The organism is Clostridioides sp. ZZV15-6597 (assembly GCF_020657815.1).
Taxonomy (GTDB): Bacteria; Bacillota; Clostridia; order Peptostreptococcales; family Peptostreptococcaceae; genus Clostridioides.
Genome location: NZ_JAGWCT010000045.1, coordinates 16,943 through 30,893 on the forward strand (window position 1 = coordinate 16,943; position 13,951 = coordinate 30,893).

The window sequence follows — 13,951 nt, forward strand, 5'->3', positions numbered from 1 at the left end:
TATTTTTTATTCCAGTATATATTTTTTATAGCAATTAAAACTATCTTTATCTACTTCTTAAATCTAACTTCTGCTGCCTTTGCATGTGCATATAATCCCTCTTCTTTTGCTAACTTTTCTGCAACAGGAGCTAATATTTTTATAGCTTTTTCATTTAATATTTGTTTTGTACAAGTTTTTATAAAAGTACCGACCCAAACACCACCAGTATATCTTGATGCTTTTAATGTTGGTAGTGTATGATTTGTACCTGAAACATAATCACCAAATACCTCAGCAGACAAGTTACCAATAAATAGTGAACCATAGTTAGTTAATCTACCACAAATATCATCATACTCATTTACTGCAACTTCTAAATGTTCTGGTGCATAAAAATTACTTATTTTAATGGCTTCCTCCATATCATCAACTAGAATTATCTCTCCATTATTTTTCCAGGAACTATATGCTATATCCTTCGTTGGTAAATCTTTTAGCATAGTTTCTATATTTTTTTCAACCTCTTGTGCTATTTCTAAACTATCAGTTAATAATATACCTCTTGCATTCAAATCATGCTCACATTGTGCCAACAAGTCAGCTGCAATATAAACTGGATTTGAAGTTTCATCAGCTATTATAAGAACTTCACTTGGACCAGCTACAAAATCAATTCCAACTTGCCCATAACATTGTCTTTTAGCTTCTGTTACAAACTTATTTCCTGGTCCTACGATTATATCAACAGGTTTAATCTTTTCTGTACCATATGTAAATGCTGCTATAGCTTGAACTCCTCCAGTTGCATATATTTCATCAGCTCCTGCTATATCCATAGCTACTAATGTTTTAGGATTTATATTTTTAGTGCTTTTCATCGTTGGTGAACAAGCTACTATTCTTTTTACTCCTGCAATTTTTGCAGGTATTATAAGCATAAGAGCTGTTGAAAATAAAGGATATTGGCCACCTGGAACATATGCAAGGCATGATTCTATAGGAATATTAGTTTGACCTAAAATAACGCCTGGATAGATTTCTTTTTCAAAAGAATTTTCGAAACTAGCCTTTTGGGCTTTTGCAAATTCTCTTATATTTTTAGCAGCAATTTTTAAATTTTTTATAAATTCATCATCTACATGTTTATAGGCTTCTTTTATTTCTTCTTCAGTAATTCTGAATTCATCTCTTGTGTTTTTATCAAACATTTCATTATATTTTTTCAAAGCAGTCTCTTTATTATTTCTTATATCTTCTATTATAGAACTTACTTGTTCTCTTAGTATTTTTTCATCTACCTTTTCTTTTATATTTGATTTTTTTATACTCTTCATCTTTTTCCTCCTAGTTTTATAATGTTATCATTCTAGCAATAAATAAAAACTCCCACCCTCTATCAATAACTAGAGGATAGGAGTTTAATCATATTGTACTCACATCACTGACTGAGCACTATTTGTCTAATAACTATACTTATATTTCCGTTAATCTTTCTGAATTTTCTCTTTATTATACATAATATGATATATTTTAACTATTAATTTGTCAATGAAATTTTTTATCTTCTACAGCAATTGCAATTACATCTATCACATTTGCATCTGTCACAATTACACTTATGACATTTACATCTATCACAATTATGGTTATTATTGTTGTTTCCATTTCTTCTAGCTTCACATTCCATACCTTCGTCAAAGAATCTTCTAGACTCTTCTAGAGATTCTATACCTTGATAATTATAAGCTGAATATTCATTCCAAGATCTTTCTGCTTTGTCCCACATTTTTCTAGCTTCACATTCATATTCTCTTGCTTCTCTTCCTCTTTCTTCAGCTTCACAGAATGCTTCTCTTGCTTCTCTTTCTCTTTTTTCAGCTTCTCTTCTAAATCTGTCACAATCTCTGTTTCTGTCTCTGTCACAATCTCTGTTTCTGTCTCTGTCACAATCTCTATTTCTATTTCTATCTCTATCACAATCTCTGTCTCTATCACAGTCTCTGTCTCTGTCACAGTCTCTATTTCTATCTCTATCCCATGAATTATTCTCATCTTGGAACCATCTTGATGTAGAATAACTTCTTCTATACCAATCTCCTGAACATCTATTATTTCCCATATAGCATATCTCCTTTTAATTTTAATTTTTTATGAGATGTTTTGTTTCATCTCATAGTATATAGTATTAAAATTTTCAAAATATGTTACATAGAAACCTATATTCTTTTCTTTTTAGCTTATTTTCAACATTTTATTCATTTTTTCACAATATCCTTTATCTTTTATTAGACATAAACTGTTATTTATTTCATACTCAGAGTCAGCATAAACCATAATAGCAAGCTCATCATCATCATTTAAAATATCATAATTTACTAAGCAATTCCCAACTATATTCAATATTTCATCTTTATTACATTTTTTAAATCTAAGAAGTGCTCCACACTTTTCTCTAACTATTTTATTTACTTGTATTCTATCTTTAGTAAAAGAGTCTATACTAGAAACTCTATTATCTATTATATCAATAACATCTGAGTAAACTGCACTTCCTGTTGCTAGACTTCCAGCTCCCTTACCTACAAAAGAAACTTCTCCTACTGAATCTCCATTTACTATGACAGCATTAAACTCATTGTCTATTCTAGCAAGTATGTTATCTTTTTCCACTAGAACAGGTCTAACAAATGCACTTACTTTGTCATTTTCATATTTGCTTTGACCAATTAATTTTATCTTACAATTTAATTTTTTTGCATATTCTATGTCTTTTTCATCTATATCTGTAATTCCTTCTAAATATACATCTTTCCAGTATACTCTATTATCATAAGCTAGAGTTGACAATATTGATAGTTTTCTAGCAGCATCATATCCTAAGACATCTGACTCTGGGTTTGCTTCAGCAAAACCTAATTCTTGAGCTTGTTTTAATGCCATATCATAAGACAAATCTTCATCATACATTTTAGATAATATAAAGTTAGTAGTTCCATTCAAAATAGCATTTATGCTATCTATATTATTTCCTTCTAATGATTCTATTATAGGCTTTAATACTGGTATACCTCCAGCAACCGAAGCTTCAAATTTAATACTTACTTTATTTTCACTAGCTAATTTTGCAAGCTCATCTCCACATTCAGCTAATAAATCTTTATTTGCTGTAACAACATGAATTTTATTATTTAATGCTTTTTTGATATAAGATAGTGTTGGTTCTAAACCACCCATAACTTCAACTAATATATCTATATCTTTCTCAAATATGTCATCTATATTATTAGTTATTATATTAGAGTATTTTTTTTCTTTATGTTTTTCTAAATTATTAACTAAAATTCCAACTATTTCTATATTTCTTTTCTCTTTATTATTATCTATTATATCTATAAGTCCACTTCCTACAGTTCCATATCCTAGTACTCCAATTTTCACTTTATTTTGCATTTTATTTTCCTCCTAAATTTATAATTTTCCGATTTTTTTTAATTTTCAATCTTTTATTGTAATAAAAATAGACCCATCCCTATATAAAGGGACGAGTCTATGCTCGCGGTTCCACCCAATTTGATTTTTGTCAATTATTGACAAAATCCACTTTGTACTTTAACGCAGTTAACGGTTAATCTTACTAAAACTCTTTTTAGAGTAACTTCAGATAACAGCTCCTAGGTAGTTTTCAATCCCTCTAATTTAAAAAGTCTTTCAGCCGATGGACTTTTCTCTCTGATAATCGAATTAGATTTACTCTTCCTATTCATCACTTTTATAATTTTTTATAATTCCTTTTTATACTTTCAAATAATATTTTAAATAACAAAAAACTCCCATCCTTATAACATAAGGACGAGAGTATAATTCCCGCGGTTCCACCTAATTTAGTTTTCATTTTTTATGAAAACCCACTTTAAACTTTAACGTAGTTAACGACTATTCTTACTAAAATCTATTAATATAGATAACTTCAGAAAGTAGCTCCTAGGTAGTTTTCAATCTCTCTAATTTAAAAAGTCTTTCAGCCAGCGGACTTTTCTCTCTGATAATCGAATTAGATTTACTCTTCCTATTCATCGCTTTTTTATTTATTATATTGTAATTCATTTTAAACCCTTACAAATAAATTGTCAATAGTTTTTTTAAATTTTATTTTTTATACTTAATTTATAAATCCGAAAATTCTATTTCTAATTTCTTACTTAGCTCACTACTGATTTCTCTTTTATAATTGCATTTTTCACTATTATTTTTGCTTCTAACTGGCAACGAGACAATAAATTCACTTCCAACACCAAGTTGACTCTTTAAAGATATACTGCCATCATGCAATTCAACTAAAGATTTCACTAGTGAAAGCCCAATTCCACTGCCCTTAACTCTATAAGAAAGTTCATTGTCAATTTGTTCAAACCTATTAAATATTTTATCTATTTTTTCTTTTGGTATACCTATTCCACTGTCAGATATTTTCATTTCAAACATATTATCTTTCACATATAAGAATATATTTATTTTCCCATTTTTTTTATTGTACTTAATTCCATTAGAAAGTAAATTCAATATTATTCTTTCCAATTTTTCTGAATCAAATAACATTGAAAATTCCTCTATTTCTGTGTCAAATGTAAGTTGTATATTATTTTGACTTGCAAAATCGGCTACAGACATACATATATCTTCCACAAATGATATTATATCAGACTCTTTTGGCCTAAAATCTAAGTATCCCGACTGCATTTTTGTAAAGTCTAGAACATTATTTACTAATCTCAATATTCTATTTCCATTTTGTTTTACTATACCTAGATTTCTTTTTAGAGTATCATTTGATTCTATTAAGTCTGCCTCTTTCTTTTCTATTACTTGTAATGAAGATGATATTAAATTTATAGGAGTTCTAAGTTCATGAGATAGATTTGCAAAAAACTCCATTCTATTTTTATCCATCTCTTCTTCTAATTTTTTTCTTCTACTTATATCCCTTGCTGTACCAATTATTCCAATGACACTACCATAACTATCAAAATACGGTCTTTTTGTAATCTCAATACACTTGTTTTCGTTATGTATAATCATATTTGATTCAAATGTAACAATCTTTTTATTTTCAACTACATCCTTATCACTTTTACATATCTTGTCTATTAGAGATTCTTCTGTTGATATTTTATGACTATTCTTACCTAGTAATTCTTCTTTATTCATACAGGCTAGATTCAAAAATCCTGAATTAAACCCAATATAATTTCCATATACATCTTTATAAAACATATTCTCTGGTATTGAGTGTTCAATCATTTTCATTAAGTTTTTTGAATCATAGTTTTTATTATTATATCCACTGTATATTACATTATCTATTATTCCTATAGTTCCTAAAAGTTCGTTTTCATCATATAAGAAATATTTTTCAACCATAAAAAATGTTTCTTCGTACTCAAATAATTTTTGTAAAAATCTTTTTTTACTAGATATTCCTTCTAAATAGTCATCCCTAAATAATTTTCCAGTTCGTTCTCCCCATACTTCTATATCATTTTTTCCAAATATATCTTTTGTAGTTTTAATTTTGTTATTTAATATTGATATTAAATTTTCACTACAATCTATATATATTCCTTCTTCATCTTTAACATAAGCTAGTTTTTCTTTTTTATCAAATGAATCGATTATCTGTCTATAATCGAATACAATTTTACTAAAATACAAAACTATGTACGTATCTCCAACTATTTGTTTTCTTATATTTATCCAATTTTTAAGTGCTGGAATATATCTTTTTATACAATCTACATTATCTGAGAACAACTCTTTGGAATATTTTTTTGCTCTAAATATAGGTAATACATCTAATATATTTTTATCACAAATTCCCTCTTCCAGTTTCAATACTTGACTCATACCTTTACTTATATATTCCACTCTATATTCTATATCTTCATGTTCTCTTATAATCTTACAGTATAAAAAAGGCACAGGTATATTTTTTATAAAATTCACATATTTATTATGGATTTCCATATCCTAACCACTACCTCTCAATGTTATTTATAATAATACTTCTTAAGTAATTATATGACATTTTTCTATTAATTATAACATATTTTATAACAAATATTTGTGAATAAATTTAATTTTATGTAATTTATTATTTGTTTATAATTATTTGTGTCGCTTTTTTTTCATCAGTAATGATATGTGTTATGTATCCAGTCTTCAATGCACCTGTTATTGAATCTATACTAGAATCTGAACATATAGCTATTACTTTTTTTGCCTTTTTTAATTTTTCAAGAGGTATTTGTATGACATAATCACTATCACTTTTAATTATTTCTCCATCTTTATTAAAATAATAAGATAAAAAGGAACCTATTGCTTTCTCTTTTGTAAGCTTCTTTCCAAATCTAATCGCAGTAGCTTGGTCTGGAACCTGAGGATAATTATCAACAGATAAAATTATTGTATCTATATTATCCCATTTTTTCTCCATACTTTGATAATTTTCAGTTTTCAAATAGATATTTCGTTCTTCACTACTAGTTGGAAATGCAGGCGCATATAAAAATACAGGACTAAATCCTGTACTATTTGAAAATACAGATATTAATTCATTAGGGTGATATCCTTTGTTTGGTATGTTAGCCATTCCAACCAATGGATATACTTCTCCTTTAAAAGTACAAGTATCCTCACTCTTTTGTATTTCTTCTATTATATTACCTATAGTATATCCCCATCCTATACCGACATTACTAACCTTAGGTAATTCTTCTTTTATATATTTTATTCCATGACTTAGTATAGTTTGTTGAGTTATATATTCGGTTTTAGCTTCTGGTACTATTAGTCCACCCCTAATGTTAAATATCTCTTTCACCTGATTCATCAGCAAATCATTACTAGAAAATAGTTCCCTAATCTCTATCTTTACTATTCCAATTTCTTTTGCTCTATTTAACATTTTACTTATTAATGGTCTTGACACGCCTAAAACTTTTGCAATCTCTGCTTGAGTTTTATTATCTTCATAATACATTTTTGATACTTCTACTAATTTCAACATTTCGTTTTCAATAGTCATATTTTCATCCTTTCAAAGCTGATTTTAAGATAAAATTATCTCATTAGATAAAATTTGTCAAGTTGTATAAAAAATTTAAAAAGCCCAGAAAAATTCTGGACTTTTTAGCTTAAATATTAACATTCTTGCATTAATTCAATTATAAAACCACCATTAATTATAAACGCACATTTTAAGTTATCTCCTACTTTAAAAGGTTCTACAATTACTTCATTCTCATTTAGATATTTGTCCATGTTTTTTACTTTATATGCAACATGAGGATTTTTTTGCATTATTTCTGGAAGTGGGCTTCCCTCAACAAATCTTAAATATTCATATTTGAAATCTGTGTATTTGGGGTCTGTTATATACACCTTCAATTCTTCATTAAACTCTTCATGCTCTTGTGGCTTATCTGTTATCACACCTATATGTACAAATTCCATAAATTCCCCTCCAATTATATTGAAATCTATATATTAAACTTGATTTATACTACTTATATTCTTCTTTTAATTCTTCAAATAACTTGTATGCTTGTTCTGGAGTATTATTTTCATGAACTACAGCCTTTATTGCCTTTATCATAGCTTTTGGGTTTTCTGATTGGAATACATTTCTTCCCATATCAACTCCTGCTGCTCCTTCATTTATAGCTCTATAAGCCATTTCTAACGCTTCTTTTTCTGGAACTTTTTTCCCTCCTGCTATGACTATTGGCACTGGACAAGCAGATGTTATTTTCTCAAAATCCTCACAATAATAAGTCTTTACTATACTTGCTCCAAATTCAGCTAACATCCTAGTGGCTAATAGAAAATATTTCGCAGTTCTTTCCATCTCCTTACCTACTGCAACGACACCCAAAACTGGTATTGAATATCTATTTCCCATATCTATTGTTTTGACTAAATTTTCTATAGCCTTACATTCACCTTCAGCCCCCATAAATGTCTGTATAGCTAAGCATGATGCATTCATTCTTATCGCATCTTCTATATCAACTCCTATAACTTCCCTGCTCATATCCTCTCTAAGTACGGAGCTCCCAGCTGAACATCTAAGTGCTATAGCTTTATCTTGAGTGGGATTTATACACGTTCTTAAAGCCCCTCTTGTAGCCATAAGACAATCTGCATCTTCTATAAGGTCAGGGATTGAAAGGTCTAATCTTTCCAATCCTTGAGTAGGACCCATTATATATCCATGGTCAAAAGCTAACATCAATGATTTTCCTGTTTTAGGATTAAATATCTTTGATAATCTATTTTTCATTCCCCAATCTACATTGTCCATTCCTTTTAAATAAAAACTCTGTTGAGGTGGTTTTATCCCTATTCCATAATCTTTTGGTAATATTATTCCATCTTTATCTGCCATTTTTTATCTCCCTTTAATTTAGTCTAATTTTTTTTAAAGTAAGGTGTATTGCATGGTGAATTGAAATATCTCAATAATTCATCATCCATTCTAGCTATAAATAGTTGGAATCCAGCTGTTTCTTGAGTAGTCAAAAGTTCTCCAACACAATTTGAAACTATTTCTATATTTTTTTCTTGTAATATTTTATGACACTTTCTATAAACTATTAACATTTCCATTAAAGTAGTAGCTCCTGAACCATTAACTACTAACATTACTTTTTCACCATCTTTGATATCCAAATCCTTTATTAAAGCCTGTGTCATTATTTCAGCAGTTTCATCAGCAGACTTCATTTCCATACGTCTACCTCCACCTTCTCCATGTTGCCCCATTCCTATTTCCATTTCATTTTCTCCAAGTTCAGAAATTACCATACCTGTAGATGGATGAGTTGCTCCTTTACATGCAACAGCTATAGTTGCCATATTATCAGCAAATTTTTGTGCTATTTCTGCAACTTCATCTAAAGATTTTCCTTCTTTAGCAGCCCCTGCAGCTATTTTATATAAAGGTATACATCCGACCAATCCTCTTCTATCATCACTATTTTCTCTTGGTGCATTTGCTATATCTTCTTGAGTAACAACTTTTCTAACATTTAATCCTTCTTTTTTAACTTGTTTCATAACAAGGTTTCCTGTCAACATATCTCCAGCATGATTAAGAACTACAAATAATACACCTTTCCCTTTGTCTGCCATCTTTATAGCCTCTAAACAAGAATTTGGTCCTGGAGCGGCAAATACATCTCCGACTACAGCTATATCAACCATTCCATCCCCAACAAATCCACTTAAAGCTGGTTCATGACCTGCTCCTCCTAAAGTAACTATTGTTACTCTGTCTTCTTCTTCCAACTTTTTGTTTATTACTAAATTTGAATCTGTAACTCTTAGTAAATCCGAATTTGAAAGTTCTAAACCTTCTAAAACTTCTCTAGCTAAATCTTCTGGTTGGTTAATAAATTTTTTCATTGACATGATAAATTCCCCCTATTAAATTTGTTATATTGATTAATTGCTTTGTTAATCTTTTTTATAATGCACTATATAAACCTTTAAACATTAATGATATAGAAACAGCACCTGGGTCCATATGCCCTAAACTTCTTTCTCCTATACTTTTTGCTCGTCCAAATTTTGCTATGTAAGTTTTAGTGTTTTCTGCGCCTTCTACTGCTTTCTCATAACTCACTTTAAAAACATCTTTTATGTTGTCACTTTCAGTATTATACATAGCATCTATTGCTGGGTATAATGCATCTACTAGTGTTTTTTGACCTACTTTAGCAGTAGAAATAAGAGATAAATTTTCTCTTGCTTCAATAAACATCTCTTTTACTTCTTCTATTTTAAGTTCTTTTTTATCTTCTATCCCTTCAGCCATTCCCTCAAATATAGTTCCCCATAAAGGACCTGCTGATCCCCCATTTACATTCATACATAAAGTACTCAAATCTTCATTAATTGATTTTATACTATCATCATCATGTTCTTCTAAAGCTCTTTTTCTCATACAATCCGCTATTCTATCTATAGTAACTCCATGGTCACCATCTCCAACTATACCATCTAGTTCACATAAATATATCTTATTTTCTTTTAATATTTCTGCTGCACTTATTAGCATTTTTCTCCATGTAGCTGTTGACAACATTGAATCATCTCCTTAGCAATATCTTAACTCAATATTATCATATGTAATAACAAATGTAAATTATTTTTAGAAAACGTTTTTACAAAATTTACATTTGCAATATTAAATACCAATTTTTATTTTAATATTTTACTTTAATATTTCATTTCTTATCTTTCTAAAATACAATCTTGAATTTAATTCATAGCCTACAACAATAACCCAACTACTAAAATATATCCATGTCATAAGTACAATTATTTCAGCTATACTTCCATATATTACTTCATAGTTAGCATAATAATTTGTATAATAAGAATAGAAAAATGATACTACAAACCAAGCAAATGTAGCAAAAATAGCACCTGGAGCAGATTCTTTCATAGTCAAACTCTTATTAGGTGTATACTTATATAAAAATGTAAATATTACTATTATTGTTGCAATACCTACAGTGTATCTTAGAATATCCCATATTTTTATGAATATCTCATCTAATCCTATAAAGTTAAAAATAAAGTAACCTATCTTCTCTCCATAAACCAAAAATATCATAGATAAAAAAATCAATACCAAAAGCATAATTGTAAATAAAAATGATATAGATAAAATTTTAAAAAAAGACCTAGTTTCTTTAACCTTATAAGCTCTATTCATTCCTTTAATAAGTGCTTTTACTGCTCTTGAAGATGTCCACATAGTAAGTACAAAACTGACAGCTAAAAAATTTAAACTTCTATTGTCTATTGCAGAAACTATAATTGAAGATAATACATCAAAAGCACTCTCTGGCATCATATTTCTAAATAAGGCTATATATTTATTTAAATGAAGAACTGGTATATATGCTATAGAACTTATTGTAAATATCAAAAAAGGAAATATAGACAACATTAAGAAAAAAGATACTTCTGCTGATTTTGAACTTAATTCACTGTAATTAGATTTTGCAACTATATACTCAATTAATTTTTTATCTATCCCAAACATAAATATCCCCTTTTCTCTAATATTAATTTCATTATACAATATTAATTATACTCAGATTCATGCCATAATATAATTATTTAAACAAAAATAACATAAATAAAAACTGAAAATAATAATTCTACTAACATTTTAATTTTCTAGGCAACGAAAGTAAAATTATAATCTTGAATTAAATAGATATTATTAGGTTATAATTATGATTATATACAAGCTTCTAGTGGTATTAATTTAAAAAGATGAAATTAGAGATGTATTTTCTAATTGAATTGACAACATAAAAGAGTTTTTAGCAACAACAAATAAAAATATTAAACAAACTAGTATTATCAGGGTGACTTTTAATTTTATTATCTTTTCTTCTTAAACAATTATTGATTATGTAAAATTATATCAAATCAATATTAATCTTATGTTTATAATTTAAGAAATATATAATAAATGTTAAATATTTATGGTTATAATGTTTATCTTTCGAATAAAATACATTATAATTAAAAGTAAAGTTACAAATTTGCTATAATTTTAACAAATTAATTTTCAGAATTATACAAATTTTACATTAATTGTTAATACAAAATCTATTTAAATAATATTTTTATACTCAAAAATAAATAAAGTGGAGGTCTTAAAATATGAGTAACTTTATAGTATGTAGTTATTGTGGAGAAAAGATGGATAAGTCTAAAAATAAGTATATAACTTACTCTGAAAAAGATAGTTGTAATGAAATAAATATTTGTACTAATTGTGCTTTAGATTTGTTTGAAAAAACTAATGAAAAATCAAAGATTAAATATGCAAAAGCTTTAACAAAACAAATAGGATAAAAACACAATATAAATTGGATAAATAAGAAAAGCACCTTTTAATTATAGGTGCTTTTTCTATGTATAGATAACCTATGTATAGATAACATCATAAGATATTTAGGTAGATTAATACAGATATTTATACTTATCTCTTTATATTTCCGTATTTTTAAATATTAAACTCAGATTCATAGCAGTAGCACATATACTATATTTTACTTCTGTTGGCAAGTAATCTACTCCATTCATAAAATCTACAACATATTATTCTTCAACATGTGCAACTTTAGCTATAAATTCAACATTAAGTTCATATGTATCGATTAGTGAACTTAAAATACCTCTAATCCTAGAATCTGAATCAACATCTATAGTATATTCGAGTTGCAAAACAAAATTTATCCATTTTGCCCATAAATCTAAATCTGCTGTAAATTCTTTTTCATATTTTTTATAATTTCTTAATTTTTCTGATTCTATTTTAATCAAATTTGATAAAATATTTTCATTTATGTAATATTCATCAATTAATTTATTAAGTAAAGGCTCTATGTAATTACTATCTATCTTTTTTACTTCCATATAAATTAAACTCCTATAAATAAAATTATTAAATGTATTTTTATTGTATCACACTTATATAGTTTTAAGTATAATAAAGCAATTCTAAAACCTTGAAATATAAACTTTTTTATTTCTTTATTTTTCATTGTAATATTTTAGTAACTCTTTATTCTTATTCTCTTGCTATACTTTGATTAAGAAAGTTAAATATAATTTACTGATTATTTTATGAAAAACATTTTGAAATATTAATATTTACGAGGAGGAAATACAATGAATAAAAGAGCAAAACAAGCATTTCTTCAAACAATCCCAAACTTAATAATTGTATTATTAGCAGTCATATTTACATTTTATACTAATACATTTGACCTTGATTTAAAAGTATTACTTTTATTACCTATAGTATATATTGCTTTATTTTTATATTATTATAGAAAAACTAAGAGAGATTAATAGTAGGTCTGAAAAATAAATCTATTTTTAAAACAAATGTCTTTAAAGTTTACATACTAAAAAAATATACTGTAAAGGAGGTTACTTTTATTGAATTCACAAGAAAAATTTATAAACTTATTAAATCCAATATATATTGAAGATGAAGTAAAAAGAAAGAAAATCCAAATTATAATATTTTTTTCTATAACTTTTGGACTTACTTATTTACTAGGTTTACTATTGTATTTTATGAAGTTTATTAAACCAGAAAATTTTGCATCATTCATGATGATTTTACCATTATCCTCAGTTGCCATTTCAAAATTTTACACTGAAGGGAAAACTAACGATAAGTATAAGTTTTATTCACTAATAATACTGTTTTTTCTTGCTTATTTTTTGTTATTTATTATTGAATCATTAAATTTAATAAATAATGATAAGTTAGAAATAATGAATCTTATATTAATTTTTTTAAGTAGTTTATGTGTTATTACTTATTCTTTTAAATCAAAAGATTTATATCTTCTAAAAAATTTTAAAATAAGTGCTTTATTAATTGTTTACTTTATATTTTCTCAAATCATATTTGGATTGATGATAAGTAAAAACCAACTTAACTATAATGGAATTTTATATTATATGCTTACTCCCTTAACATCATTAACATATATTTATCATTTTTTATGTGAAGAATATGGTTGGAGATATTATCTACAAAATCTCTTTTTTGATAAATTTTCTAAAAAAACAGGTGTCATAATGGTAGGTATTTGTTGGAGTTTATGGCATTTACCTCTACAATTTACATTATATAGCCCACAAGCTCCAATAATTGGAAGTACAGTACATTTGATATATGGAATTGGACTTTCTATATTTTTAGGTTATGTTTACATGAAAACTAAAAATATATGGGTTTGTTCTATAATTCATGTTTTAGTTAATAGCTTATCTCTTATAGTTCTTTACAGCGACGCTGAAACAATTTCTAGCTATTATAATATTGTAGAACGCCTAATACTGTCACTTATACACCTCT

The 13,951-nt window shown here is 27.1% G+C and carries 14 protein-coding genes and 2 other annotated features; of the genes, 3 read left to right on the forward strand and 11 right to left on the reverse strand.

The annotated features are described in order from the left end of the window. Positions 1-50: 50 nt before the first annotated feature. The 10 genes from hisD to KGF52_RS11620 all read right to left on the reverse strand — a co-directional run bounded on the left by hisD (position 51) and on the right by KGF52_RS11620 (position 11,098). Positions 51-1,316, reverse strand: coding sequence for a histidinol dehydrogenase (gene hisD / locus KGF52_RS11575; protein WP_227840296.1), 1,266 nt, complete (start codon positions 1,314-1,316; stop codon positions 51-53). A 224-nt stretch (positions 1,317-1,540) separates the two neighbouring features. Beyond that, the gene (locus KGF52_RS11580; RefSeq protein ID WP_227840297.1) at positions 1,541-2,101 is read right to left on the reverse strand and encodes a hypothetical protein; all 561 of its coding nucleotides are present in this window, start codon (positions 2,099-2,101) and stop codon (positions 1,541-1,543) included. A 113-nt stretch (positions 2,102-2,214) separates the two neighbouring features. Beyond that, positions 2,215-3,432, reverse strand: a complete 1,218-nt coding sequence (locus tag KGF52_RS11585) for a homoserine dehydrogenase (RefSeq protein WP_227433002.1) — start codon at positions 3,430-3,432, stop codon at positions 2,215-2,217. Positions 3,433-3,516: 84 nt separating this feature from the next. Next, positions 3,517-3,755: a binding site (T-box leader), on the reverse strand. A 69-nt stretch (positions 3,756-3,824) separates the two neighbouring features. Further along, positions 3,825-4,065 (reverse strand) — a binding site (T-box leader). A gap of 81 nt (positions 4,066-4,146) precedes the next feature. After that, on the reverse strand, positions 4,147-6,003 hold the full coding sequence (locus tag KGF52_RS11590) for an ATP-binding protein (RefSeq protein WP_227840298.1): 1,857 nt from the start codon (positions 6,001-6,003) through the stop codon (positions 4,147-4,149). A gap of 127 nt (positions 6,004-6,130) precedes the next feature. Beyond that, positions 6,131-7,066: a sugar-binding transcriptional regulator gene (locus tag KGF52_RS11595; RefSeq protein ID WP_227827437.1), complete on the reverse strand. Its 936-nt coding sequence runs from the start codon at positions 7,064-7,066 to the stop codon at positions 6,131-6,133. Between the two features lie 116 nt (positions 7,067-7,182). Then, positions 7,183-7,494 (reverse strand): hypothetical protein, encoded by a 312-nt coding sequence (locus tag KGF52_RS11600; protein ID WP_227840299.1) that lies wholly within the window; start codon positions 7,492-7,494, stop codon positions 7,183-7,185. 49 nt (positions 7,495-7,543) lie between these two features. Next, positions 7,544-8,428, reverse strand: a complete 885-nt coding sequence (gene lsrF, locus KGF52_RS11605) for a 3-hydroxy-5-phosphonooxypentane-2,4-dione thiolase (protein WP_227840300.1) — start codon at positions 8,426-8,428, stop codon at positions 7,544-7,546. 23 nt (positions 8,429-8,451) lie between these two features. Then, the gene (locus tag KGF52_RS11610; RefSeq protein WP_227840301.1) at positions 8,452-9,453 is read right to left on the reverse strand and encodes a dihydroxyacetone kinase subunit DhaK; all 1,002 of its coding nucleotides are present in this window, start codon (positions 9,451-9,453) and stop codon (positions 8,452-8,454) included. Between the two features lie 55 nt (positions 9,454-9,508). Continuing rightward, positions 9,509-10,129 carry a dihydroxyacetone kinase subunit DhaL gene (dhaL, locus tag KGF52_RS11615; protein WP_227827433.1) on the reverse strand — a complete coding sequence of 207 codons (621 nt, stop codon included), beginning with the start codon at positions 10,127-10,129 and terminating at the stop codon, positions 9,509-9,511. Positions 10,130-10,258: 129 nt separating this feature from the next. Beyond that, positions 10,259-11,098, reverse strand: coding sequence for a YihY/virulence factor BrkB family protein (locus tag KGF52_RS11620; protein ID WP_227827432.1), 840 nt, complete (start codon positions 11,096-11,098; stop codon positions 10,259-10,261). A gap of 632 nt (positions 11,099-11,730) precedes the next feature. Here KGF52_RS11620 and KGF52_RS11625 point away from each other — a divergent pair. After that, complete coding sequence (locus tag KGF52_RS11625; protein WP_227827431.1) at positions 11,731-11,925, forward strand: DNA-directed RNA polymerase; 195 nt, start codon at positions 11,731-11,733, stop codon at positions 11,923-11,925. A gap of 246 nt (positions 11,926-12,171) precedes the next feature. On the opposite strand, the gene KGF52_RS11630 is transcribed toward KGF52_RS11625, so the two are convergent. Next, positions 12,172-12,489, reverse strand: a complete 318-nt coding sequence (locus KGF52_RS11630) for an HTH domain-containing protein (protein ID WP_227840302.1) — start codon at positions 12,487-12,489, stop codon at positions 12,172-12,174. Between the two features lie 255 nt (positions 12,490-12,744). Between KGF52_RS11630 and KGF52_RS11635 the strand changes: the two genes are divergently transcribed. Together KGF52_RS11635 and KGF52_RS11640 are read left to right on the forward strand one after the other, a co-directional pair. Next, positions 12,745-12,927: a hypothetical protein gene (locus KGF52_RS11635; protein ID WP_227840303.1), complete on the forward strand. Its 183-nt coding sequence runs from the start codon at positions 12,745-12,747 to the stop codon at positions 12,925-12,927. A 90-nt stretch (positions 12,928-13,017) separates the two neighbouring features. Continuing rightward, positions 13,018-13,951: type II CAAX endopeptidase family protein (locus tag KGF52_RS11640; RefSeq protein WP_227840304.1), on the forward strand; the 934-nt coding region annotated here is incomplete at its 3' end.